The 25,143-nt window shown below is 68.4% G+C and carries 22 protein-coding genes; 5 read left to right on the top strand and 17 right to left on the bottom strand.

What is annotated here, in order from left to right:
* Positions 1-2 precede the first annotated feature (2 nt).
* From U4Z31_RS20915 to U4Z31_RS20900, 4 genes are all read right to left on the bottom strand, one after another.
* Entirely contained in the window at positions 3-1,622 is a 1,620-nt protein-coding gene (locus U4Z31_RS20915; RefSeq protein ID WP_044848276.1) for an FMN-binding glutamate synthase family protein, read from the bottom strand.
* Between the two features lie 118 nt (positions 1,623-1,740).
* A complete protein-coding gene (mnmA, locus tag U4Z31_RS20910; protein WP_124487986.1) occupies positions 1,741-2,910 on the bottom strand; it encodes a tRNA 2-thiouridine(34) synthase MnmA in 1,170 nt (389 codons plus the stop codon).
* Complete coding sequence (locus tag U4Z31_RS20905) at positions 2,907-3,416, bottom strand: NUDIX hydrolase (protein WP_044848274.1); 510 nt, start codon at positions 3,414-3,416, stop codon at positions 2,907-2,909. The genes mnmA and U4Z31_RS20905 overlap by 4 nt, the downstream gene beginning before the upstream one ends.
* Before the next feature lie 109 nt (positions 3,417-3,525).
* Entirely contained in the window at positions 3,526-4,446 is a 921-nt protein-coding gene (locus U4Z31_RS20900) for a LysR family transcriptional regulator (protein WP_124520272.1), read from the bottom strand.
* Between the two features lie 80 nt (positions 4,447-4,526).
* Between U4Z31_RS20900 and U4Z31_RS20895 the strand changes: the two genes are divergently transcribed.
* Positions 4,527-5,450 (top strand): carbon-nitrogen hydrolase family protein, encoded by a 924-nt coding sequence (locus tag U4Z31_RS20895; protein WP_124893658.1) that lies wholly within the window; start codon positions 4,527-4,529, stop codon positions 5,448-5,450.
* A gap of 204 nt (positions 5,451-5,654) precedes the next feature.
* Here the strand turns inward: U4Z31_RS20895 and U4Z31_RS20890 are convergent, their stop codons facing one another.
* The 8 genes from U4Z31_RS20890 to U4Z31_RS20855 form a co-directional block, all read right to left on the bottom strand.
* A complete protein-coding gene (locus U4Z31_RS20890) occupies positions 5,655-6,341 on the bottom strand; it encodes a helix-turn-helix transcriptional regulator (protein WP_044848271.1) in 687 nt (228 codons plus the stop codon).
* A 73-nt stretch (positions 6,342-6,414) separates the two neighbouring features.
* Complete coding sequence (locus U4Z31_RS20885; RefSeq protein ID WP_044848270.1) at positions 6,415-6,825, bottom strand: VOC family protein; 411 nt, start codon at positions 6,823-6,825, stop codon at positions 6,415-6,417.
* A 279-nt stretch (positions 6,826-7,104) separates the two neighbouring features.
* Entirely contained in the window at positions 7,105-8,403 is a 1,299-nt protein-coding gene (locus tag U4Z31_RS20880) for a THUMP domain-containing class I SAM-dependent RNA methyltransferase (protein ID WP_044848269.1), read from the bottom strand.
* Between the two features lie 165 nt (positions 8,404-8,568).
* A complete protein-coding gene (locus U4Z31_RS20875; RefSeq protein WP_321811286.1) occupies positions 8,569-10,692 on the bottom strand; it encodes a site-specific recombinase in 2,124 nt (707 codons plus the stop codon).
* Between the two features lie 512 nt (positions 10,693-11,204).
* Positions 11,205-11,942 (bottom strand): PqiC family protein, encoded by a 738-nt coding sequence (locus tag U4Z31_RS20870; RefSeq protein ID WP_321811285.1) that lies wholly within the window; start codon positions 11,940-11,942, stop codon positions 11,205-11,207.
* On the bottom strand, positions 11,942-13,558 hold the full coding sequence (locus tag U4Z31_RS20865) for an intermembrane transport protein PqiB (protein ID WP_044844014.1): 1,617 nt from the start codon (positions 13,556-13,558) through the stop codon (positions 11,942-11,944). The genes U4Z31_RS20870 and U4Z31_RS20865 overlap by 1 nt, the downstream gene beginning before the upstream one ends.
* The gene (locus U4Z31_RS20860) at positions 13,551-14,180 is read right to left on the bottom strand and encodes a paraquat-inducible protein A (RefSeq protein ID WP_044844015.1); all 630 of its coding nucleotides are present in this window, start codon (positions 14,178-14,180) and stop codon (positions 13,551-13,553) included. The genes U4Z31_RS20865 and U4Z31_RS20860 overlap by 8 nt, the downstream gene beginning before the upstream one ends.
* The gene (locus U4Z31_RS20855) at positions 14,177-14,842 is read right to left on the bottom strand and encodes a paraquat-inducible protein A (protein WP_124551333.1); all 666 of its coding nucleotides are present in this window, start codon (positions 14,840-14,842) and stop codon (positions 14,177-14,179) included. The genes U4Z31_RS20860 and U4Z31_RS20855 overlap by 4 nt, the downstream gene beginning before the upstream one ends.
* Before the next feature lie 258 nt (positions 14,843-15,100).
* On the opposite strand from U4Z31_RS20855, the gene U4Z31_RS20850 reads away from it, so the two are divergent.
* From U4Z31_RS20850 to U4Z31_RS20835, 4 genes are all read left to right on the top strand, one after another.
* The gene (locus U4Z31_RS20850) at positions 15,101-15,661 is read left to right on the top strand and encodes a cytochrome b (protein WP_044844017.1); all 561 of its coding nucleotides are present in this window, start codon (positions 15,101-15,103) and stop codon (positions 15,659-15,661) included.
* A gap of 8 nt (positions 15,662-15,669) precedes the next feature.
* Complete coding sequence (locus U4Z31_RS20845; RefSeq protein ID WP_124520275.1) at positions 15,670-16,230, top strand: YceI family protein; 561 nt, start codon at positions 15,670-15,672, stop codon at positions 16,228-16,230.
* A gap of 66 nt (positions 16,231-16,296) precedes the next feature.
* Positions 16,297-16,878: a YceI family protein gene (locus U4Z31_RS20840; protein ID WP_044844018.1), complete on the top strand. Its 582-nt coding sequence runs from the start codon at positions 16,297-16,299 to the stop codon at positions 16,876-16,878.
* 176 nt (positions 16,879-17,054) lie between these two features.
* Positions 17,055-18,332 (top strand): MFS transporter, encoded by a 1,278-nt coding sequence (locus U4Z31_RS20835; protein WP_321811284.1) that lies wholly within the window; start codon positions 17,055-17,057, stop codon positions 18,330-18,332.
* 109 nt (positions 18,333-18,441) lie between these two features.
* On the opposite strand, the gene U4Z31_RS20830 is transcribed toward U4Z31_RS20835, so the two are convergent.
* From U4Z31_RS20830 to tgt, 5 genes are all read right to left on the bottom strand, one after another.
* The gene (locus U4Z31_RS20830; RefSeq protein WP_321811283.1) at positions 18,442-20,010 is read right to left on the bottom strand and encodes a S41 family peptidase; all 1,569 of its coding nucleotides are present in this window, start codon (positions 20,008-20,010) and stop codon (positions 18,442-18,444) included.
* Between the two features lie 160 nt (positions 20,011-20,170).
* The gene (gene secF, locus U4Z31_RS20825; RefSeq protein ID WP_044844020.1) at positions 20,171-21,121 is read right to left on the bottom strand and encodes a protein translocase subunit SecF; all 951 of its coding nucleotides are present in this window, start codon (positions 21,119-21,121) and stop codon (positions 20,171-20,173) included.
* An 18-nt stretch (positions 21,122-21,139) separates the two neighbouring features.
* Positions 21,140-23,170 carry a protein translocase subunit SecD gene (gene secD, locus U4Z31_RS20820; RefSeq protein WP_321811282.1) on the bottom strand — a complete coding sequence of 677 codons (2,031 nt, stop codon included), beginning with the start codon at positions 23,168-23,170 and terminating at the stop codon, positions 21,140-21,142.
* 106 nt (positions 23,171-23,276) lie between these two features.
* Entirely contained in the window at positions 23,277-23,600 is a 324-nt protein-coding gene (gene yajC / locus U4Z31_RS20815) for a preprotein translocase subunit YajC (RefSeq protein WP_006476868.1), read from the bottom strand.
* A gap of 231 nt (positions 23,601-23,831) precedes the next feature.
* The gene (gene tgt, locus U4Z31_RS20810; RefSeq protein WP_321811281.1) at positions 23,832-25,031 is read right to left on the bottom strand and encodes a tRNA guanosine(34) transglycosylase Tgt; all 1,200 of its coding nucleotides are present in this window, start codon (positions 25,029-25,031) and stop codon (positions 23,832-23,834) included.
* Positions 25,032-25,143 lie beyond the last annotated feature (112 nt).

The raw sequence follows: 25,143 nt of genomic DNA, 5'->3' as shown, positions 1-25,143 counted from the left end.
CGTTACTCGATCGACGTGTAAACGGTTTCGCCGAGCACGAACGAATCGCTGCGCGCGATCGGCCACCACTTGTCGTACAGCGTATAGCCGCAGGTCTGGCCGTCGAGCAGCGCGCCGGGCTTCAGGTACTTCAGCAGCTGCGACATCAGCCGCACCTCGTGCGGCGCGACGCGCTGCACGATGTGATGCGCGCGCAGCTCGGACGGATGGCCGAGGCCGGCCGCCTGCACGAGTTCCTGCAGTGCGTGCAGGGTATTGCGGTGGAAGTTGAACACGCGCTCGGCCTTGTCGGGCACGACGAGCGCGCGCTGGCGCACCGGGTCCTGCGTGGCGACGCCGGTCGGGCAGCGGTCGGTGTGGCAGTGCTGCGCCTGGATGCAGCCGACCGCGAACATGAAGCCGCGTGCCGAGTTCACCCAGTCCGCGCCGATCGCGAGCGTGCGTGCGATGTCGAACGCGCTGATGATCTTGCCGCTCGCGCCGATTTTCACGCGATCGCGCACGCCGATCCCGACGAGCGTGTTGTGCACCAGCAGCAGCCCTTCCTGCAGCGGCACGCCGACATGGTCGGTGAATTCGAGCGGCGCCGCGCCGGTGCCGCCTTCCGCGCCGTCGACGACGATGAAGTCGGGCACGATGCCCGTCTCGAGCATCGCCTTCGCGATCCCGAAGAATTCCCACGGATGGCCGATGCACAGCTTGAAGCCGGTCGGCTTGCCGCCCGACAGCGTGCGCAGCCGTTCGACGAATTCGAGCAGCCCGCGCGGCGTCGAGAATTGCGAGTGCGTCGCGGGCGAGATGCAGTCCTTGCCCATCGGCACGCCGCGCGTCTCGGCGATCTCGGGCGTGATCTTCGCGGCCGGCAGCACGCCGCCGTGGCCCGGCTTCGCGCCTTGCGACAGCTTGATCTCGATCATCTTGACCTGTGGATCGGCGGCCTGCTTCGCGAACTTGTCCGGGTTGAACGTGCCGTCCTCGTTGCGGCAGCCGAAGTAGCCGGACGCGATTTCCCAGATGATGTCGCCGCCGTTTTCGCGATGGTACTTCGACAGCGAGCCTTCGCCGGTGTCGTGCGCGAACCCGCCTTTCTTCGCGCCGAGGTTCAGCGAGCGGATCGCGTTCGCGGACAACGAGCCGAAGCTCATCGCCGAGATGTTGAAGATCGAGATGTCGTACGGCTGCGCGCGATTCGCGCCGACCCGGATGCGGAAGTCGTGGTTCGGCAGCTTCGTCGGCGCGAGCGAGTGGCTGATCCATTCGTGCGCGACGGACTTCACGTTCAGTTCGGTGCCGTACGGACGGTTGTCGGCGACGTTCTTCGCGCGCTGGTAGACGAGGCTGCGCTGCGCGCGCGAGAACGGTTTCTCGTCGGTGTCGTCCTCGACGAAGTACTGGCGGATTTCAGGCCGGATGAACTCGAACAGGAAGCGGAAATGGCCCCACAGCGGGTAGTTGCGCAGGATCGCGTGGCGGTCCTGGTTCAGGTCGTACAGGCCGACGGCGACGAGGGCGACGGGGATGATGATCCACAGCCAGGAAAGCACGTGGATCGACGCGAGCGCGGCCGCGGCAACGAGCAGCAGGACGGCACACCACATCGCGAGGTAGCGTCTGGAAAGCATGGGGACTCCGTAAGAATCTTGAAATGCCGCCATGCGTACGCTGCGCGGCGGCGCACCGGCCGCGGCGGAATCGTGTTCCGCCGGGCGCGGCGTGCCGCAAGTCTAAACCGAATGGATGTCAGCGTGCTTCGGCGAGCGCACCCGCGCGGGCGGCCGCCGGTGCCGGCGCCGTCTGGCCGGGCTGGCCGGTGGCCGCGAACTCGATGATGCCGCCGCCGAGGCAGATCTCGCCGTCGTACAGCACGGCCGACTGGCCGGGCGTGACCGCCCATTGCGCGTCGTCGAAGGCGAGCGAGAAGCGGGCTTCGCCGGCCGGGCCGGGGGCGGCGGCGCCGAACGCGCATGCCGCATCGGCCTGCCGGTAGCGCGTCTTCGCGCCGCACGCGAAGCCGTCGGCCGGCGGTTCGCCCGCGACCCAGCTCACGTTGCCGGCGACGAGCTCGCGCGACAGCAGCCACGGATGGTCGTGGCCCTGCACGACGTACAGCGTGTTCGACGCGATGTCCTTCGCCGCGACGAACCACGGCTCGCCGCTGCCGCTCTTGCTGCCGCCGAGGCCGATGCCCTTGCGCTGGCCGAACGTGTAGAACGCGAGGCCGATGTGCTCGCCGACCACCTTGCCGTCCGGCGTCTTCATCGGGCCGGGTTTCGTCGGAAGATAGCGGTTCAGGAAGTCGCGGAACGGCCGTTCGCCGATGAAGCAGATGCCGGTCGAGTCCTTCTTCTTCGCGTTCGGCAGGCCGATCTGCGCGGCGATCTCGCGCACCTTCGTCTTCGGGATCTCGCCGAGCGGGAACATCGTCTTCGACAGTTGCGCCTGGTTCAGCCGGTGCAGGAAGTACGACTGGTCTTTCGTATGATCGAATGCCTTCAGCAGTTCGAAGCGGCCGTCGCGCTCGCGCACGCGCGCGTAGTGGCCGGTCGCGATCATTTCCGCGTCGAGCGACATCGCGTGGTCGAGGAACGCCTTGAACTTGATCTCGGCGTTGCACAGCACGTCCGGGTTCGGCGTGCGGCCGGCCGAATATTCGCGCAGGAATTCGGCGAACACGCGGTCCTTGTATTCGGCCGCGAAGTTCACGGCTTCCACGTCGATGCCGATCAGGTCGGCCACCGACACCACGTCGATCCAGTCCTGGCGCGTCGAGCAGTATTCGCCGTCGTCGTCGTCTTCCCAGTTCTTCATGAACAGGCCGACCACGTCGTATCCCTGTTCCTTCAGCAGCCACGCGGTCACCGACGAATCGACGCCGCCCGACATGCCCACTACTACACGGCGCTTGCTCATTTGTTTACCGCCTGACGGTCGAATGCTTCCGGGCGCGGCGCGACCGAATGCGTGTGCACGAAATCGAGCGGAATGCGCCGCCCGGCCAGATAGTCGTCGACGCAGCGCATCACCGCGGGCGAGCGGTGACGCTCGCTGCACGCGCGCAGCTCGTCGGCGCTCATCCACAGCGTGCGGACGATGCCGTCGTCGAGCACGTGGCCCGGCAGCGGCTCGCCGGCCGTGCCGCAGAACGTGAAGCGCAGGTAGGTCGCGCCGGCGCTGCCGGGGCGGTCGTAGTGCGCGAGATAGACGCCGACGAGCGCATCGGGGACGAACGGATGCGCGGTTTCCTCGAGCGTCTCGCGGATTACGGCGTCGGCGAGCGTCTCGCCGGCCTCGAGATGGCCGGCCGGCTGGTTGATGCGCAGGCCCGTCGAGGTTTCTTCCTCGATCACGAGAAAGCGACCGGCACGCTCGATGAGCGCCGCGACGGTCACATGCGGGGTCCAGATTTCGGGTTTCATGGATTGGCATTTTACCGGTTGCGCCCGGACGCTGCCGGCCATTACGTTAGACGAATCCGACCCCGGTCTTGCGCCCTCGCCTCACCAGTGCACGCCGTATCGCGCCCTTTTATGGCGCGACGATCGTCGCGACGCAGGCGGCGATCGTGTCCCGCACGCGCACGATCGCCGGGTCGCGCTGCGTGCTCGTGCGCCAGCCGATTTCCACCGGGTAGCGCGGCAGCTCGACCGGGCACGCGAGCGCACGCAGCGACGTCGACTGCGCGATCGCGCGGGCCGCGTGCGCCGGTATCGTCGCCACCGCGTCGGAGCCGGCGAGCAGGTACGGCAGCGCCGCGAAATGCGTGGTCGACGCCGCCACGCGCCGCTTGTGGCCGAGCGCGGCCAGCGCTTCGTCGACGATCCCGATCACGCCGCCCGACGACACGAGCAGGTGATCGCGCCGCAGGAAATCGGCGAGCGCGAGCGTGCGCGGCGCGCGCGCCCGGCCGGCCGGATCGATCAGGCATGCGTAGCCGCCCGTCGCGACCGCGCGCCGGCTGAGCCCGTTCGCCGAGAACCCGCCCGACGCGATCGCGAGATCGACGCCGTGCCGCAGCAGCGCGTCGCCCGCGATGCCGCTGTGGGTCTGCCGGAAGATCAGCCGGATGCCCGCGGCTTCCCGCGCGACCGCGTCGATCAGCGCGCGGCCGAGCGCGATCTCGAAGTCGTCCGACAGCCCGATCGAGATCGTGCGGCCGACCCGCTCGCCGCCGTCGGCTGCGATCGCGAGGCTCGCGCGGCAGCGGTCGAGCGCGTCGGACAGGATCGGCTTCAGCTCGTCCGCGCGCGGCGTCGGCGCGAGCCCGCGGCCGGTGCGCACGAACAGCGGGTCGGCGTAGATCACGCGCAGCCGCGCGAGCGCCGCGCTGACGGCCGACTGCGTGAGGCCGAGCCGCAGCGCCGCGCGGCTCGCGCCGCCTTCCTCGTACAGCGCCTCGAACACCTTCAGCAGGTTCAGGTCGAGCCCGGCGATATCATCCGTATTCATGTCAGTTATCGTTGTATCGATTTGATCGATGAAATGATATCGATAAAGATGGCGTCACCCCATTCACCGGAGACGTCGTCATGTCCACCTCAGTCATCGCCGCGCTGCAGATCGGCGCATCGCCCGCCGGCACGCGCGCCACGCTCGACACGATCCTCGGCTACGAAACCGCGATCCGCGACAGCGGCGCGTCGCTCGTCGTGCTGCCCGAAGCCGTGCTCGGCGGCTATCCGAAAGGCGAGATCTTCGGCACGCGGCTCGGCTACCGGCTGCCCGAGGGCCGCGACGCGTATGCGCGCTACGCCGCGCAGGCGATCGACGTGCCGGGGCCCGAAACCGACGAACTGGCCGCGCTGTCGCAGCGCACGGGCGCGAGCCTCGTGGTCGGCGTGATCGAGCGCGGCGGCAGCACGCTGTACTGCACGGCGCTGTTCTTCGATCCGCGCGACGGGCTCGTCGCGAAGCACCGCAAGCTGATGCCGACTGGCACCGAACGGCTGATCTGGGGGCAGGGCGACGGCTCGACGCTGCCGGTGGTCGACACGGCCGCGGGCCGCGCGGGCGCCGTGATCTGCTGGGAGAACCACATGCCGCTGCTGCGCTGCGCGATGTATGCGAAAGGCTTGCAGATCTGGTGCGCGCCGACCGTCGACGAGCGCGACCTGTGGCAAAGCTCGATGCGGCACATCGCGCACGAGGGACGCTGCTTCGTCGTGAGCGCCTGCCAGGTGCAGCCGTCGCCGCGCGCGCTCGGCATCGACGTGCCGGGCTGGGATCCGGAGCGGCCGCTGATCCGCGGCGGCAGCGTGATCGTCGGGCCGCTCGGCGACCTGCTGACCGAGCCGCTGATCGGCGAGGCCGGACTCGTGACCGCGCGTATCGATACCGATGAACTCGTGCGCGCGCGTTACGACTTCGATGTGGTCGGGCACTATGCGCGCCCGGACGTGTTTTCGCTGCACGTCGACGAGCGGCCGAAGCGGTCGGTGGTGTTCGGCGAGTGACGGGTGCGACCGGGGCGCGGACGCCCCGGCGTGCGAATGGCGGCGAGGTGGCCTGACAGTCGGGCAGCCGGACAGACAGCCGGACAACCAGACAGACGGGCGGCCGGACAGCCAGCCAGACCGCCGGACAACCAGGTAGCCGAACAGCCGAACAGCCGAACCGCGGCGCGTCATTCAGCGGGCAGCGGCCAGAGCCTACCCGCCTCAGCGCATCGGCGCTTCCGCGATCCGCATGTAGTCGGCGATCCGCCGGCCTTCCATGTCCGGAAACTGCTCGTGCACGGAGATGTCGCCCATCCGCGCGATGTCGAAGGTGCGGAAGTCGTCGCGCAGCTCGCACCATGCGCCGATCGTCCAGCGTCCGCCCCAGTAGACGAGCCCGAGCGGCCACACGCGGCGTTTCGTGTGCGCGCCGAGCCGGTCGCGGTAGTCGAAGCTGACGACGTGATGCGTGTCGACCGCCTGGTGGATCGCGTCGACCTTCGCGCAGAACGTCTCGTCGATGTGGAACGACGGCGCGAACACCGGCAGGCGATCGAGCGCGGTGCGCTTGTCGGCCGGCATCGCCGACGCGATCTTCGCGAGCGCCGAACGGGCGCCGCCCGCGAAGCGCGCGCCGCCCCAGGTCTCGAGCATGCGCGCGCCGGCGGCGAGCGCCGCGAGCTCCTCGGCCGTGAACGTGAGCGGCGGCAGGCTCGCGTTGCGGTTCAGCCGGTAGCCGATGCCGGCTTCGCCTTCGATCGGCACGCCCGACAGCTGCAGGTCGCGCACGTCGCGATAGACCGTGCGCGGCGACACCGACAGCCAGTCGGCGAGCTGTTGCGCGGTCGTGAGACGTCGCCCGCGCAGCAGCTCGGCGATCTGGAACAGGCGGTCGGCACGGCGCGTCATGGCTGCACCTCGACTCCAACGGCTACGGGGACTTCGCGATGATAGCGCCGCGCCCGCCGGAGCGTGGACGCGCTCAGTGGCATTTCGGCGCGTGCAGGCCGACGCGGTTGCCTTCGGTGTCGATCAGGTAGCCGATGTAGCCGTAGTTGTTCGGCAACTCGACGACCGAACCCTGCACGACGCCGCCCGCGCGCTTCGCGCGTTCGAGTGCCGCGACGACCGACTCGCCGGCGTTCAGGTAGACGAGCACGCCGTTCGCACTCGGCTTCATCTGCTGCGGATCGAACACGATGCTGCCGCCCGTGCTCGACGCTTCGTGATCGAACATGGCCATCGGCACGCCGCCGATGACTTCGCGCTGCAGCGTCGTCTGCAGCACGGTTTCGTAGAAACGGATCGCCCGGTCGAAATCGAGGGACGGGATGTCGAACCACGCGATCGCGCGTTCCAGGGTTGCGGTGTCGGTTGCAGTTGCGGACGTCATGACGAGCTCCGTGTTGTTCGGGTTCTTGATGGAAACCAGCCTTGCATTGCGCCGGGATTGCAGTGTGACCGGGGGCTGCTGACAGCGTGCTGTCAGTAGTCGTGGCGACGCTGACAAATGACGCTGACAAATGGCCGCTTCGCACCCACACCGACCGCGCGGAACCTCGGCGGCGCGCGTGGCGCCGCTCGCCTGGGTGCGGCGGAAAGAAAAATGCCCGGCCGATTGGCCGGGCATCGTCAGGGTGTCAGCAGGCGGCCGCAGCCGCCGCCTCGCGTATCAGGCGTCGCCTTCCGGCGTGGCCGGGCGTGCCTTCACGCTGCCGGCGATCAGGTCGAAGCGGAACAGCCGGCATTCGAGCGCGCCGTTGAACAGCGGCGTCTTCGCCGATTCGCGCAGGCGCAGCTGGCCCGGCAGCGAGCGGTCCGACGTCAGCAGGAACGCCTGCCAGCCGGTGAAGCGCTGCTTGAGCGCATCGCCGAGCGCGTTGAAGAACTCGCTGTCCGGCGCGTCGGTGTGCGTGCGGCGGAATGCGTCGTCGTTGCCGCGGTTGCGGCCCGTCTCGCGCACCTCGCCGCGCGCGCTGCGGCCGCGCACCTCGATCCGCTCGCCGTACGGCGGGTTCGCGAGGATGATGCCCGGGCCGTCGCACGGCGGCGTCATGCCGCGCGCGTCGACCTGCTTGAGCCACACCGACGGCACGCCCGCGCGCTCGAGGTTCGCGCGCGCCTTCTCGAGCATGTCGCCCGAGATGTCGCTGCCGTACACGCCGAGCGAATCGCGCTTGCCGCGCGCCGCGCGTTTCGCGTCGAGCGCCGCGACCTTCAGGCCCTGCCATGCGGTGATGTCGTACTGCTTGAGCTTCTCGAAGCCGAACCGGCGCTCGACGCCCGGCGCGACGCCGAGCGCGATCTGCGCGGCTTCCGCGAGGAACGTGCCGCTGCCGCACATCGGGTCGTACAGCGCGGTGCCGGGCGTCCAGCCCGTCAGGCGCAGGATGCCGGCCGCGAGGTTCTCGCGCAGCGGCGCCGCGCCCTTGTCGAGGCGCCAGCCGCGCTTGAACAGCGGCTCGCCGGACGTATCGAGGTACAGCGTGCACTCGGTGGCCGTCAGGAACGCGAACACGCGCACGTCCGGCGCGCCGGTGTCGATGCTCGGGCGCGAACCGGTCTTGTCGCGCATCCGGTCGCAGATCGCGTCCTTCACGCGCAGCGTCGCGAACTCGAGGCTCTTCAGCGGCGACTTGATCGCGGTGATGTCGACGCGCAGCGTCTGCGTCGACGCGAACCAGCGTTCCCACGGCTGCTCGAGCGCGAGCGCGTAGACGTCCTGTTCGTTGCGGTACGGGCGGTGCGCGATCTTCAGCAGGATCCGGCTCGCGATTCGCGAATGGAGGTTCGCGGCCATGCCGGCGGCCCAGCCGCCGCGGAAATGGACGCCGCCCGGCACCTGCGCGCCCGCGGTGAACGGCGCGCCGTCCAGATGGCGGCCGGCGATTTCGGCCAGCTCGGCGGCAAGCGCCGCTTCGAGGCCGCGCGGGCAGGGAGCGAAGAATTCGTACAGGGTGGGCGAGGACATAAGGCGGGTGAGGACGTGCAAAAGTCCACTATTGTACGCGGCGCAGGCGCCCGGGGCCGGCGTTGCGTCGGATTCGGGACGCCGGCGCGGGTCGGCCGGCCGTGACGGCGGCCCGCCGGGCCGCGCGGCGGCGCCCGCCCGGGCAGGCGCACCGCCGTCGAACGCTCAGTGCGAGCCCGTCTGGCCGGCGCGCGCGGCCGTGCCGCCGGCCGGCCAGAACAGCGCGGACGGCTTCGCGAGCACCGTGCGGACGATCGCGCCGACCAGCGCGCGCACCTTGGTGCGGCGCAGGCTGCGCGAGCGCACGGCCATCGTGAACGCGAGCGCGAAGCTCACGAGCACGTTGAGGATCGCCATGCTCAGCACGCCGGCGCCGGCCCACCAGAGTTCGGGCGTACTCAGCGCGCCCTTGCCGAGCACGCCGAGCGCGATTCCGATCGAGCCGGCCGACAGCGTCACGTGCCGCACCTCGAACGGGAACAGGAACACGGTGACGATCGCGGGGATCAGGCCGAGCATCAGGCCGAGGCCGACGTTGGCGACCACGCCAGCGACGTTCGAGCGGCAGAAGTGCGCGAGTTTCGCGGCGCCCGACGCGCCGAGCGTGAGCCGCAGCCGGCGGTTGTACGTGAGCGCGTCGCCGACCCGGTGCAGCACGAACCAGTTGTCGGCCCAGCCCGCGAGCAGGCTCGACGCCCACAGCAGCACGCCCGTGAGCGCCGCATAGAACGGGGTCGGGCCCAGCAGCGAGAACGAATGCAGCGTCGCATGCGCCTTCTCCGGCGAGATCAGGTTCGCGTGCAGCAGGTTGCCCGCGAACAGCTGCACGAGCAGACAGACGGGCAGCACGACGAGCACGTTGCCGGAGATCGCCGCGGCCTGCGTGCGGATCAGCGCGATCACCGACGCGACGAACGCCTTCACGCCTTCCTCGTGACCGGTGTCGTCGAGCTCGCGCGCGAGCGTCGGCGCGGTCATCGCGGGCTGCTTGGTCGCGAGCGTGAAGTGCAGGAAGTGCATCAGCATGAAGCTCGCCGCGTAGTTGACGCCCGCGAGCAGCCCTTCGAGCATCGACTGCAGGTGCGCGCCGGTGATCGCGAACTTCACGCACACGGTCGCGACGGTGACGAGGCCGCCGCCCGCGGCCATCCGCAGCATCTTCAGATACTCGGCGCGGCCGCGCGAGATGTAGTGCTCGCCGGTGTCCGCGTTGGTCTCGACGAGCTTGCGCGCGAACAGCGAGAAGTTGCTGCGCACGAGGTGCGACACGCTCTGGCTGTTCTGGTTCGCGTCGACGAGCTCGGCCGTCAGGCGCGCCATCCCGCGCAGGTCGTCGCGTGCCATCCACGCGTTGAGCAGCAGTTCCGCGCGCAGGATGCGCATGCGCATCCGTTCGACCTGGAACACGATGTCGACCGACACGCCGTTGCGGTACAGGTGCGCGAACACGTCGTCGACCGCGATCCGGCATTCGTCGAGCAGCACGCGCAGGTAATTCACCTCGTGCAGCAGCTTGCTCGGGTCGCCGCCGTCCTCGACGGCCGCGTGCGCGGTCTCGACCGCGAGCATCGCACGCGTGAGGCGGTAGAACGGCTGCGTTTCGAGCGGCTTGCGCGCGTCGTCGTCGGACAGGCGGCTGCGCACCGTCTGCGACAGGCCGGTCGAGCTGATCTGGCAGGTCAGGTTGTGCAGCGCGGCCAGCAGGTCGCGCGAGAACGAGCCGGGCTCGTGGCGTTCTTCGTCGGTGACGTCGAACGAGATCAGCTCGGCGAGGCGGGCGAGCAGGTCGTCGGGCAGCGCGTCGATCCATTGCGCGTCTTCCGGCGTCGGGAACATCAGCGTGAACAGCGCCGTCAGCTCGCGGCGGTTCGGCGCCGGCGGGATCAGCGACGAGTCGATGCGCTCGAACAGCGCGCCGAAGAAACCGGAATGCACGGGCATCCCGGCGTCGCACAGCAGCGAGATGCCGTCGCATTCGCGCAGGATCCCGCGCAGGATGCGCGCCGCGTGCGATTTCCATGCCGGGTTGCGGTCGAGCACGTGGAACAGGTAGCGCAGCCGCGCGTGCGCCGGATACGCGCGTGCGTCGGCATCGCGTGCGGCCGGCGTGTCGTGCGCGGCCTGCATCGCGCCGTTGCGGCGCAGCCAGTGCGCGAGCTCGATCAGCCATTCGCTGCGCTCGGCGTACGGCGCGTCCGCGTCGGCATGCGCGAGCAGCGCATCGAGCTGGTGGCCCGCATTGCGCGACGCGCGCCACTTCTTGATCAGGGTCGTCAGGGAACGAAACATAAACGGAATAGCGATAGCCCTGGACGGGCGGGTTCGGGATGCCGGCGGGAACACACGGCGCGGCGCCGGCGAGAACGGTGAAGCTGGTCGGGATGCCGGACGATGCGCGGCGACCCGCGATGCGGCTGCCCCGATGCGGTGCACGCGGACACGCGTGCGAGCTCCGGGAGACGCGGCGGCCGGACCGGCCGCAACGGGCGGATCGCCGCCGGCTGGCGCGCGCGACAGGTGGCACGCGGCACGCGCCGGAAAGTGCGTAGGATCGTCAATCGGGCGCGAAAACGCAAGCCGACCGCATTGCATGGCGCCGGTTCCGGCGGATTTTGACAAACACTGCAAAGCGGCCGTCCGGCCGATGGATGCCGTGCTGCGTCGGCCGTGGCGACGAGGGCGGCGGGTTCGCGTGCGCGGCGGCGCGCGCACGCGGATCGATGCCGACGAGGACTATCGGGCGGCGCGTGCCGAATCCGGTCGCAGGCGCGCAGGCACCGGACGCCAGCCGCGCGCCGCGCTTACGCGCCGGACTTGCCGCTCGCGCTCGCGTCGCCGCCGGGCGTCGGATTGGCCGGGCAGGGTATGACGGGCGCGGCGGCCGCTGCCTTGCCGGGCGCGGTCGTCGACGGGGCCGAGGCAGCCGTCGAGCCGCGCCGCGCGGCGAGCGCGCGCACGCCGGACGCGGCCTGCGATGCAATCACGTCGAGCGCGCGCCGGTGACCGGCGACGAGCGCGTCGTAGCCGTCGGCGACCGGTTCCGCGACGCTCGTGCGGCAGGTCATCAGCGCCTGCGTGCCGAGCGCGCGCACGCTCCACACCGCATCGATCGCCGCACGCTTGCCGGGCCACGACTCGAAGCGCTGCACGTTCACGCTGATCCGATAGACGGGCACGCCGGCCGGATACGCGGAATTCGCGACGTCGATCGTGCCGAGTTGCGCGGCGAGGTCGTCGGACAGCGCGCGGCGAATCTCGTCGGCGGGCGGCGCGGCCCAGCGTTCCTGCTCGAGCACGTCGACCTGCGCGGCGTTCTTCTGCACGACGAGCTGGTTCTTCGCGACCTGTTCGGGCACGCCGACGGACGGCACCTCGATCAGGAACGGCGGGTTGGCGGGTGCGGTGCGCACGGGCGCCGCGGCGTCGGCCGGGCTCAGCGTATAGAACCGCGCGGGCGGCGAGCTGCACGCGGCGAGCGCGAGTGCGGCGAACACTGCCGCCGCGCCGCTCGCGAGGACGTTCACGCGTGTCGTCGTCATTATCGATCTCCTGATTTGCCCTTGAGCAGCGATTCGGGATGGCGCTCCAGATAGTCGGCGAGCGCGTTCAGCGATTGCAGCGTGCGCGTGAGTTCCTTCAGCGCGCCGCGCACGTCGGACTGCAGCGGCGAATCCTGCTGCAGCGTCACCTCGGCGGTCGAGAAGGTCTGCCGCGCGGCCGACAGCGTGTCGCGCGCTTCCGGCGCGACCTGCGTGTCGAGCTGCTTGAACAGCTTGTCGGCATTCGACAGCGCGCTGTTCAGGTTCGCGCCGATCTGGTCGAACGGCACCTTGTCGAGCTTCTTCGCGATGTCGGCGACCTGCAGCTGCAGTTCGTCGAGCGTGTTCGGCACGGTCGGCAGCTCGAGCGGCTGGCGCGCTGTGTCGATCTTCACGGCCGGCGCTTTCGGGAAGAAGTCGAGCGCGACGTACAGCTGGCTCGTCAGCAGGTTGCCCGTGCGCAGCTGGCCGCGCAGCCCGTGCTGGACCAGGCGCTCGACGATCTCGCGGCGGGCCGGTTCGCCCTTGCTTTCGATCGTTTCGCGGAAGCGCGGTCCGAGCCGCTCCGGATACACGTTCATCGTCACCGGCATCAGGAAGTTCTTGGTCTTCGGATCGAAGTCGATGCCGATGTTCGTGACTTCGCCGAGCACGATGCCGCGGAAGTCGACCGGCGCGCCGACCGCGAGCCCGCGCAGCGACTGGTTGAAGTTCATCACGACCTGCAGCGGCTGGCCGTCCGGATCGCGCATCGCGTCGGCCTCGTCGGAGCCGAGGCGGAAGGTCGTGTTGTTCGGCGCCGTCGCGCCGCTGTCCTGGTTCGGCGGCGTCTGGAACGCGATGCCGCCGAGGATCACCGTCGCGAGCGACTGCGTGTTCAGCTTCAGGCCGCTCGAATCGAGCCGCAGGTCGACGCCGCTCGCCTGCCACCAGCGCGAGTTCACGCCGACGTACTGGTTGTACGGCGCATTGACGAACACGTTGAACGTGACGCCGGTGCCGTCCTTGTCGAGCGAGAAGCCGACCACCTGGCCGACCTGCACGCGGCGGTAGTAGACGGGCGAGCCGATGTCGACCGAGCCGAGCGAATCGCCGCGCAGCACGTACTGCGTGCCCTTCTGGTCGCCGGTCACGGGCGGCGGCGTCTCGAGGCCGGTGAAGTCGGTCTGCGTGTCCTGCCCGTGGCCGGCATCGACGCCGATGTACGCGCCCGACAGCAGCGTGCCGAGCCCCGACACGCCGGTCGCGCCGATGCGCGGACGCACGATCCAGAAGCGCGAGCCCTTGATCGCGAAGTCCTCGGCTTCCTTCTTCAGCTGCACCTGCACCAGCACGCGCGACAGGTCTTTCGACAGCTTGATCGTCTTGACCGTGCCGATCTCGACGTCCTTGTACCTGACCTGCGTCTTGCCCGGCTCGAGCCCTTCCGCGCTGTGGAAGCTGATCGAGATTTCCGGGCCGCGCTCGCGCACGGACTTGATCACGAGGCCGATGCCGATCAGCGCGGCGATCAGCGGCACGAGCCAGACGAGCGACGGCAGCCAGCCGCTTTTCGTCGAGATCGCGGGATCGGGCGGCCGGGACGCATCGTGCTGCGGGCCTTGCGGACTATTCATGGTGTTTCCCTGAGGTTTCGACTGGATCCCAGATCAGGCGGGGATCGAACTGCATCGACGCGAGCATCGTCAGGATCACGACCGAGCCGAACGCGAGCGCGCCGGGGCCGGCCGTGATGACGGCGAGCGAACGGAAATGGACGAGCGCGACGGTGAGCGTCACGACGAAGATGTCGAGCATCGACCAGCGGCCGATCCGCTCGACGATCCGGAACAGGCGCGTGCGCTGCAGCGGCCGCCACGTGGCGCGCCGCTGCGCGCTGGTGACGAGGATCGTCAGCACGCCGAGCTTGAGCATCGGCACGAGGATGCTCGCGACGAACACGACGACCGCGAGCGGCCAGTCGCCGGACGTCCAGAAATAGATGACGCCGCTCATGATCGTGTCTTCCTGCGAGCCGACGATCGACGACGTGTGCAGGATCGGCAGCAGGTTCGCCGGAATATAGAGGATCGCGGCCGCGATCAGCAGCGCCCACGTACGCATGATGCTGTTCGGCTTGCGGATGTGCAGCGCGCTGCCGCAGCGCGCGCAATGCGCGTGCGGCTGGTCGATCGTCTGCACGAGCCCGCATGCGTGGCAGCTGGCGTAGCCCTCGCGGGCGGCGGTCGGCGTCGTCATCGGCGGGGGGCTTCCGGTCGCGGCGGGGTGTTGTCGGGCCGCACGGGCGAGCGCCCGGCGCGCAGGTCGTCGGCCATGTCCCACAGCGTGCGCGGATCGAACATCAGCACGACGGCGGTCATCAGCGTGAGTGCGGCGAACGCGAACAGTGCCGCGTCGGGCACGACGCGCGCGAGGCTCACCATCTTCACGATCGTCACGAGGATCCCGAGCATGAACACCTCGATCATCCCCCACGGCCGCACGAACTGGATCATGCGCAGCACGAAGTTCAGGCCCGGCGGCACGACGCCACGCCGGATCGGCAGCAGTACGTAAAGCAGCGCGGCCATCTCGACGAGCGGGAACAGCACGGTCGAACAGAACACCATCACGCCGACGATCTCCATGTCCTGATGCCACAGCGCGTCGATCGCGCCGATCAGCGTCGTCTGAACGCGGGTGCCGTTCAGGTCCATTTCGAGGATCGGGAACCCCTGCGCGATGATGAACGTGACGAGCGCCGCGACCGCCAGCGCGCTGATTCGCTCGATCTGCGTGGTGCTGTCGCGATAGAGCAGCGCGTCGCACCGCGGGCAGCGTGCGATTTCGCGGCGCGCGAGGTGCGGTTTATGCAACAGTGCGTCGCATTCGTGGCAGGCAATCAGGTCGTGTCGTTGCATGGGAAAAGCGGTTGTGCGACGGGCGGGAGACGCGTCGACGGGGCCGGAACCCGCGCCAATCTTACCAAAACGGCTTTTTCGACGTGTCAACGCCCGGTTGCCGCGTGACCGGTCGGTAACATGGCGTAAACATGTCAGCCGGCTGGCGCGCGTGTCCTCAGAGTCCGCGCGTGGCAAAAGGTTGCGGTAGCATGGCGGCCTTGACAAGCGTCGGACGAATGGGCCGGCGCAGCCGTTCGCTCAACTGAGGAATCCAAGATGGCATCGAAATCGCCGCCGGCCGGGCCGGCACGCTACGCGCACACCGCGATCGCGCTGCACTGGCTGATCGCGCTGCTGATCGTCTGCGGCTTCGCACTCGGCTGGGTCATGACCGACATCCCCGGCTTCACGCCGACGAAGCTGAAGTACTTCTCGTGGCACAAGTGGATCGGCGTGACGGTGTTCGCACTGGCCGTCGTGCGCGTGCTGTGGCGCGCGACCCATGTGCCGCCGCCGCTGCCGGGCGACACGCCGGCGTGGCAGCGCGCGGTGTCGCACGGCGTGCACATGCTGCTGTACGTGCTGATGATCGTGATTCCGGTCACGGGCTACCTGTACAGCTCGGCGTCGAACATCCCGGTCGTCTACCTCGGCATCGTGCCGCTGCCGCGCCTGATCGATCCCGATCCGGTGCTGAAGGAAACCTTCAAGACGCTGCACGTGTCCTTGAATTACATTCTGCTTGCGCTCGTCGCCATGCACGTGCTCGCGGCGCTCAAGCACCAGTTGTTGGACCGCGACGGCCTGCTGTCGCGGATGCTTCCCTCTGCCAAATGAAGGATCCCATGAAAGTGTCTTTCTCCCGCTCCATGCTGACCGCGTTCGCCGCGGTGTCACTTGTCGCGTCGGCCGCGGCGCATGCCGACGTCGATCTCTCGAAGAGCAAGGTGTCCGCCGTGTCGAAGCAGATGAACGTGCCGACCGAAGGCGCGTTCAAGAAGTTCTCCGCGCAGGTGAAGTTCGACCCCGCGAAGGCGGCGCAGGGCAGCGCGCAAATGTCGATCGACATCGCGAGCTTCGACCTCGGCGACAAGATGTACAACGAGCAGGTCACGGGCAAGGACTGGTTCGACGCGAAGGCGTATCCGCAGGCGACCTTCGCGTCGTCGGCGATCGCGCCGGCCGGCGGCAACAAGTACAACGTGACCGGCAAGCTGACGATCAAGGGCAAGTCCGAGACCGTCACCGTGCCCGTCACGGTCACGCAGAGCGGCGCGACGCAGACCTTCGACGGCGTGCTGCCGATCAAGCGTTCGGCGTTCAACGTCGGCACCGGCGAGTGGAAGGACACGTCGATCGTCGCCGACGAAGTGCAGATCAAGTTCCATCTCGTCGCCACGAAGTAAGCGGCGGGCTGTCGCATCACCCCGAATGCCGCGCGAGGGCGCGGCGCTGTTCCAAGGAGAAAGCATTTGAAAAAGCATCTGATCATCGCCGCGGGCGCGCTGGCCGCCTCGCTGTCGTTCTCGGCATTCGCCGACAGCGCGACGTACCAGTTCGACCCGAGCCACACGTACCCGAGCTTCGAGGCCGACCACTTCGGCGGCCTGTCGGTCTGGCGCGGCAAGTTCGACAAGTCGAGCGGCAGCGTGACGCTCGACCGCGCGGCGAAGACCGGCACGGTCGACGTGACGACCGACGTCGCGTCGATCCAGACGGGCAGCGCGAAGCTCGACGAGCACCTGCAGACGGCCGAGTTCTTCGACGTCTCCAAGTTCCCGCAGGCGAACTACAAGGGCACCATCAAGTTCGACGGCGACAAGCCGGTGTCGGTGGTCGGCAACCTGACGCTGCACGGCGTCACGAAGCCGCTCACGCTGAAGATCGATTCGTTCAAGTGCATGCCGCATCCGATGCTCAAGCGTGAAGTGTGCGGTGTCGACGCGGTCGGCGAATTCAGCCGCGACGATTTCGGCCTCGACTACGGCAAGCAGTACGGCTTCAAGATGAAGACGAAGCTGCTGATCACGGCCGAAGCCGTCAAGCAGCAGTAACGCGCCCGGCCGGGCCGGCCGCCGCGTCACGCTCGCCGGCCCGTCGCGTGCCAGCCGCCGCGCTCCCGTTGTTCGGGGGCGCGGCGGTTTTTTTTGCGCGCCTATAATCGTGCGCACAGCTCGCGGCGCGAGAACGGACGCGTCGGACAGAACGTACAACGACAAGGAGATCGCCGATGCACGCCGTCACGCAGTCCAGCTCCATTGCTTCGTCGTCGCGCGTATGGCGCGCGGTGGTCGCCGCGTCGATCGGCAACGCGCTCGAATGGTTCGACCTCGTCGTCTACGGCTTCTTCGCGGTGACGATCTCGAAGCTGTTCTTTCCGGCCGGCAACGACACCGTGTCGCTGCTGCTCACGCTCGGCACGTTCGGTGTGTCGTTCTTCATGCGCCCGCTCGGCGCGATCGTGCTCGGCGCGTACGCCGACCGCGCGGGCCGCAAGGCCGCGCTCACGCTGTCGATCCTGCTGATGATGGCCGGCACGCTGGTCATCGCGGTACTGCCGACCTACCAGACGATCGGCGTCGCGGCGCCGCTGATCCTCGTCGCCGCGCGATTGATGCAGGGCTTTTCGGCCGGCGGCGAATTCGGCAGCGCGACCGCGTTCCTGGCCGAGCATGTGCCCGGGCGGCGCGGTTTCTTCGCGAGCTGGCAGGTCGCGAGCCAGGGGCTCACGACGCTGCTCGCGGCGGGTTTCGGCACCGTGCTGAACGCGCAGCTCACGGCCGAGCAGATGGCCGCGTGGGGCTGGCGCATCCCGTTCTTCTTCGGACTGCTGCTCGGGCCCGTCGCGTACTACATCCGCTCGAAGGTCGACGAGACGCCCGAATTCCTCGCGGCGGAAAGCACCGCGAACCCGCTGCGCGACACGTTCGCGTCGCACAAGGCGCGGCTCGTCGCCGCGATGGGCGTGGTGGTGCTCGGCACCGTCGCGACCTATCTCGTGCTGTTCATGCCGACCTACGGCGTGAAGCAGCTCGGCCTCGCGCCGTCGGCCGCGTTCGCGGCGATCCTCGTCGTCGGCGTGATCCAGATGGCGTTCGCGCCGCTCGTCGGCCACTGGTCGGATCGTTACGGCCGCGTACGCGTGATGCTCGCGCCGGCCGTCGGCATTCTCGTGCTGATCTATCCGGCGTTCGCGTATCTCGTCGCGCATCCGGGCTTCGGCACGCTGATCGCGCTGCAGGTGCTGCTTGCGTTTTTGATGACCGGCTATTTCGCGGCGCTGCCGGGGCTGCTGTCCGAAGTGTTTCCGGTGCAGACGCGCACGACCGGGATGTCGCTCGCGTATAACGTCGCGGTGACGATCTTCGGCGGCTTCGGGCCGTTCATCATCGCATGGCTGATCCGCGCGACCGAGATGAAGACCGCGCCGAGCTTCTACCTGATGTTCGCGGCCGTGCTGAGCCTCGCGGCGCTGGTGGTGTTGCGGCGGCGGTTCGGGTTCCGGTGAGGTCGCGGCGACGCTGGCGGTGCGTCAGCCGCTTTCCGAGGGCGCGGTGGTTTTGTCGTGCCTGATGACCGGGCCGGATTGAGCCGGGGCCTGCAATCGTATTGGCAGGTCAGCCTTCCGGCTCGCACGTCGGCTTCGCCGGCATCAACGATGGTTTCGCCTCGATCGTCGCGACCGCGCGCTGCGCGAGCGCATTCAGCGCTTGCCGGAGCTGCCAGTCACTTGCCGTGCCGAATTCGCGCTGCGGAAGCGCCGCGCTCTTCGCCGTATCGATCTTCGCGCGCACGCGGGCTTCGCGCAGTGCCTGCCGTGCCTTGCGGACCTGCGCGAACGGGTCGGGCGCGACCCGGTCCGCATACGGCGCGCGGGCGAGATCGACTTCGCGGTACCACAGCAGCACGCCGTCGACGTCCGAGTCGCGGCGCGGCGGCACGAGCCAGTCCGGCACGACGCCGTAGCCGTCCATCGGGCAGCCGTTCGGCCGCAGGTTGCGCGCGAACGTGAAAGCGAGGCGCGTGCCGTCGATCAGGTCGACGCCGGTCTGCGCGAGTCCCTTTCCGTAGGTCGGCATCCCGAGCAGCCGCGCGCGGCCGAGATCCTTCAGTGCCGCCGCCGTCGCTTCGGCGGCCGACGCGCTCTGTCCGTCGACGAGCACCACGAGCGGCACGGTGCGCCACCAGTCGTCGGCCTGCAGCGGCGCGAGCGGATCCTGGCCGCGCATGACCGGCAGTTCGTAGTCGGGCCAGTTGGTCGTGAAGCGGCGGCGCTTCGTGCCGTCGCGCTCGAGCGTGATCATCGCGGTACGGTCGCGCCCGGCGAACAGCGCGGTGATGCCGATCGCCGCATTCAGCGCGCCGCCGCCGTTGATGCGCAGGTCGAGGATCACGCCTTTCACCGGCGGCCCCGCGCGGCGCGCGGCCTGCACCGCGTCGATATAGCTGCCGACCGCGGGCTCCGGAAAGCTCGACAGCCGCGTGTACAGGATGTCGCCGGCGAGCCGCTTCGTCGTCGCCGGGTGTGGCCGGACGATCGCGCGGACCGGCGCGAAGGTCAGCGTCGTGTGGTTCGGACCGCGCCGGACCGTGAGCTTCAGCGGCACGCCCGCGTCGCCCTTCGCGAATTTCACGACCTCGCTGCTGTCGATGCCGACGACGCTCCGGTCGTTCATCGCGACGACGAGATCGTCGGGCCGCACGCCGGCCTGTTCGGCGGGCGCGTCGGGGATGACGTCGAGGATGTGCAGCCCGTCGGGCCGTGTCTCGAACACGATGCCGATGCCCGGCGTGCCGTCGCGCGCGCGGCGCTCGTCGTCGCGCCGTTCCTGCTCCTCCTTCGCGTTGAAGAAGCGCGCGTGCGGCAGCGTCTTGATCCCCTCGTGCACGGTGGCGTCGAGCAGCGCGCCGATGTCGACGTCGGTCAGGTGCTGCTTCTTCAGCACGTCGACCGCGGCCTTCAGTTCGCAGAGCTGCGGTTCCCAGTCGGGCGGGCAGGGTGACGGTTGCGACGCGGCGGCAGCAGCGGCCGCCGCGGCCGCGGACGGGGCCGCAGGCGGGACGGCAGGCGACGCGGACGCGGATTGCGCGCGCGCGGCCGATGCGCATGCAACGAACGCAGCCGCGGCGGCTGCACCGGTACTCCAGGCGACGATGCGATGAACGACACGCGTGGCTGGCATCATGAGGACCGCGGCTTCGGCGGGTGGCGGGGCGGGACGGTGACGCGATTGTAGCCGACGGTCCGTGCAGTCGCGACGGACGAGGAGGGCGGCGGCTCGCCCATGAAAAAAGGCCGGTCCACGAGGGACCGGCCTTCCGGTATCAGCCGAAGCGATACGGCGCTTAAACCTGCGCGCCCGCGTTCGGATCGTCCGGATCGTGCGCGGTCTTCTTTTCCTTGATCAGGTCTTCGCGCTTGATGCCGAGCCACATCGCGAGCGAGCCCGCGACGAACACCGACGAGTAGATGCCGAACATGATGCCGACCGTCAGCGCGAGCGCGAAGTAGTGCAGCGTCGGGCCGCCGAAGAAGAACATCGACAGCACCATCATTTCCGTCGACGTGTGCGTGATGATCGTCCGCGACATCGTGGTCGTGATCGCGTGGTTGATCACTTCCTGCACGCTCATCTTGCGTTCGCGGCGGAACGTTTCGCGGATCCGGTCGAAGATGACGACCGACTCGTTGACCGAGTAGCCGAGCACCGCGAGGATGGCCGCGAGTACCGCCAGCGAGAACTCCCACTGGAAGAACGCGAAGAAGCCGAGAATGATCACGACGTCGTGCAGGTTCGCGATGATACCGGCGACCGCGTACTTCCATTCGAAGCGGATCGACAGGTAGATCACGATGCCGATCACCACGCACGCGAGCGCGAGGAGACCGTCGGTCGCAAGCTCGCGGCCGACCTGCGGGCCGACGAACTCGACGCGCTGCAGCGTCACGTCGGGGCTTTGCGCCTTCAGCGCGGTCATCACCTGGTCGCTCTGCTGCGCGGACGTGAGGCCTTCCTTCAGCTGCAGGCGAATCAGCACGTTGCGCGACGTGCCGAAGTTCTGCACCTGCGCATCGGCATAGCCGAGCTTGCCGAGCGTGTCGCGCACGGGTTCGAGCTGCGCGGCCTGCTGGTACTGGACCTCGATCACCGTGCCGCCGGTGAATTCGACGGACAGGTGCAGCCCGCGGTGGAACAGGAAGAACACGGCGGCGAGGAACGTGACCAGCGAGATCACGTTGAACACCAGCGCGTGCCGCATGAACGGAATGTCTTTACGGATGCGGAAAAATTCCATGGCTTCGTCTCCGGGGCCTTATTGGGTCGAGCCCGGTTTCTTCGGCGACACGCCTTGCTGCGCGCGGTTGCGCAACTGCGGCTTGCCGGCGCGCGGTGCGTCGCCCTTCGCGGGAGCGGCGAGCTTCGCGGCGCGCGCGGTGTCGGTCGATTCGTCGGCCGCGCCGAACGCTGCGCCTGCGGCACCGGCCGTGGCGCCTTCCGGCTTCCACACCTGGCCGATCGCGAGCGACTTCAGCTTCTTGCGGCCGCCGTACCAGAGGTTGACGATCCCGCGCGAGAAGAACACCGCGGAGAACATCGACGTCAGGATGCCGAGGCAGTGCACGATCGCGAATGCGCGAACCGGGCCCGAACCGAACGCGAGCAGCGCGAGGCCGGCGATCAGCGTCGTGACGTTCGAGTCGAGAATCGTCGCCCACGCATGCGCGTAACCGGCCTGGATCGCGAGCTGCGGCGGCTGGCCGGCGCGCAGTTCTTCACGCACGCGCTCGTTGATCAGCACGTTCGAGTCGATCGCCATGCCGAGCGCGAGTGCGATAGCGGCGATACCGGGCAGTGTCAGCGTCGCCTGCATCAGCGACAGCACCGCGACGAGCAGCAGCAGGTTCACCGACAGGCCGATCACCGAGATCACGCCGAACAGCATGTAGTACGCGATCATGAACACGGCGATCGCGCAGAAGCCCCAGATCACCGAGTGGACGCCCATCTTGATGTTGTCCGCGCCGAGGCTCGGGCCGATCGTGCGTTCCTCGATGATGTCCATCGGTGCGGCGAGCGAACCGGCGCGCAGCAGCAGCGCGAGGTCGGCCGCCGCCTGCGGCGTCGGCTGGCCCGTGATCTGGAAGCGGTCGCCGAGTTCGGACTGGATCGTCGCGACCGTCAGCACCTCGCCCTTGCCCTTCTCGAACAGCACCATCGCCATCGGCTTGCCGATGTTCTCGCGCGACACCGCCCGCACCGAGCGGCCGCCCGCCGAGTCGAGGCGGATGTTGACCGACGGACGCTGGTGTTCGTCGAAGCCGGCCGACGCGTCGATGATGCGGTCGCCGGTGAAGATCACGTCCTTCTTCAGCAGCACGGGCGCCTGGTTGCCCTGCGTGAACAGCTCCTCGCCCGGTGGCACGGGGTCGTTCGGGTTCGGGTGCGTGTTGAGCGGATCGGCGAGGCGCGCCTCGAGCGTCGCGGTGCGGCCGATGATGTCCTTCGCCTTCGCGGTGTCCTGCACGCCCGGCAGTTCGACGACGATACGGTCGCTGCCCTGCTGCTGCAGGATCGGCTCGGACACGCCGAGTTCGTTCACGCGGTTGTGGAGCGTGGTCAGGTTCTGCTTGAGCGCGGCGTCCTCGACGGCCTTCTGCACGGCCGGCGTGAACGTGCCGACGACTTGCGTGCCGCCGCCGCCGGGCTGGGTCGCCCATTGCAGTTCGGTGACCGACGCGGCCAGCACCTTGCGGGCGTCTTCGGCCGTTTGCGCGTCGCTGAAGTTGACGACGACGGACTGGTCGACGCGGCTCACGCCGCCGTCGCGGATGTTCTTGTCACGCAGCAGCGCACGGGCGTCGGACGCGTCGGAGTCGAGCTTCTTGGTGAGCGCGCCCGTCATGTCGACCTGGAGCAGGAAATGCACACCGCCGCGCAGGTCGAGGCCGAGATACATCGGCAGGGCATGCAGCGCGGTCAGCCAGCGCGGCGACGCGCTCTGCAGGTTCAGTGCGACGACGTACTGCGGATGGTTCGGGTCGGTGTTCAGCGATTTCTGCAGCAGGTCCTTGACGCGCAGCTGCGTATCGGTGTCCTTCAGGCGCACGCGGATGTTCGCGTTGGACGCCGTGTTCTCGAAGGTGACGTCGTCCGGCGTGATCTGCGCGGACGCGAGCGCGGATTCGACCTGGGTCAGCGTGGTCGAGTCGAGCTTGACCGTGGCCTTGCCGCTCGACACCTGCACCGCCGGCGCTTCGCCGAAGAAGTTGGGCAATGTGTACAGAAGGCCGATGGCGAGCGCCACGACCATCACGACATATTTCCAGAGTGGATAACGATTCATGAGGGGGCCGAACGGGTGGTTGGCGTGAAAGCGTCGCGTCCGGCGCCGCGGCGGCCCGCGCTGTCAGGCGGGCACGGCGCGGGGAGCCGGACGCTCGGTGAAAACCTTACAGCGACTTGATCGTGCCCTTCGGCAGAATGGTCGTGACCGCAGCCTTCTGCACGGTGATTTCGGTGCCTTCGGCGATCTCGACGCCGATGTAGCCTTCGGTGACCTTCGTCACCTTGCCGACGAGGCCGCCGCTCGTGACGACTTCGTCGCCCTTCGCCATGGCCGCGAGCATGTTGCGGTGTTCCTTCTGGCGCTTCATCTGCGGACGGATCATGATGAAGTACAGCACCGCGAACATCAGGATGAGCGGCAGGAAGCTCATCAGGCTCGATTCGGCGCCACCGGCGCCTTGCGCGAAGGCATTGGAAATGAACGGCACGTTGGTCTCTCCGTAGGGGAAGATCGAAAAATAAGCCGGTTATTCTACCACCGGCCCCATGCGCTAACGGCTCGGCAAATGCGCTTTCGGATCAAGCTGTTAAGCGTGAAACGACACCGTTGCGACTCGTTTGGAAAGGCAATTGTAATGTTTGGCGGTCGCGACCGGCACCCAGAACGCATTATTTAGTACACGTCCTATGTGACGGGCGCGCTGCGGGCCGCCGGCCCGTCAGTCGACCCCTCTCGCGCGATCCTCCGCGAAGCGCTGGCGGAATGCGTCGAACGTATGGGTCTCGATCGCGTCGCGGATCTCGCTCATCAGCTGCAGGTAGTAGTGCAGGTTGTGGATCGTGTTGAGCTGCGCGCCGAGGATTTCGCCGACGCGGTGCAGGTGATGCAGGTACCCGCGCGAGAAGTTCTGGCACGTGTAGCACGTGCAGCTCGCGTCGAGCGGCTTCAGCGAGTTCTTGTGCGTCGCGTTGCGGATCTTCACGTCGCCGAAGCGCGTGAACAGCCAGCCGTTGCGCGCGTTGCGGGTCGGCATCACGCAGTCGAACATGTCGATGCCGTTCGCGACGCCCTCGACCAGGTCCTCCGGCGTGCCGACGCCCATCAGGTAGTGCGGCTTGTGGGCCGGCAGCTTCGGGCCGACGTGCCGCAGCACCCGCATCATGTCTTCCTTCGGCTCGCCGACCGACAGCCCGCCGATCGCGAGGCCGTGGAAGCCGAGCTCCGACAGGCCCGCGAGCGATTCGTCGCGCAGGTCCTCGAACATCCCGCCCTGGACGATCCCGAAGAGCGCGTTCGGGTTGCCGAGCCGGTCGAACTCGTCGAGCGAGCGCTTCGCCCAGCGCAGCGACATGCGCATCGACTCGGCTGCATCCTTGTGCGTGGTCGGCACGCCGTTGGTCGCGTACGGCGTGCACTCGTCGAACTGCATCACGATGTCCGAGTTCAGCACCTTCTGGATCTGCATCGACACTTCCGGCGACAGGAACAGCTTGTCGCCGTTGATCGGCGACGCGAACGTCACGCCGTCCTCGGTGATCTTGCGCAGGTCCCCGAGCGAGAACACCTGGAAGCCGCCCGAGTCGGTCAGGATCGGCTTGTTCCAGCCCATGAAGCCGTGCAGGCCGCCGTGCGCGTCGATCGTGTCCAGGCCGGGGCGCAGCCACAGGTGGAACGTGTTGCCGAGGATGATCTGGGCCTTGATCTCGTGCAGCTCGCGCGGCTGGATCGCCTTCACGGTGCCGTACGTGCCGACCGGCATGAAGATCGGCGTCTCGACCACGCCGTGGTTGAGCTTCACGCGGCCGCGGCGCGCATGGCCGTCGGTCGTCAGCAGTTCGAATTCGAGCCCGTTCGCGGGGCGGTCCTGCACGGGGGCGTGCGGATGAGCGTGCGTATCGTGGGATGAACCTTCGGTCATCGCGTCATTCTCCTTGCCACCGGAAAACAGTCCGGCGCACGTTGGAAACGCCGCCGGGCAACCGGCGGCGGGGAAAAGCGGGTGCGCGCCATCGTAGCGCGTACCGCAGCAA

Source organism: Burkholderia sp. BCC1985, assembly GCF_905339915.1.
Lineage (GTDB): Bacteria > Pseudomonadota > Gammaproteobacteria > Burkholderiales > Burkholderiaceae > Burkholderia.
Note: the sequence above shows the minus strand (reverse complement) of the source record. Positions and strands in the feature narration are given on the sequence as shown.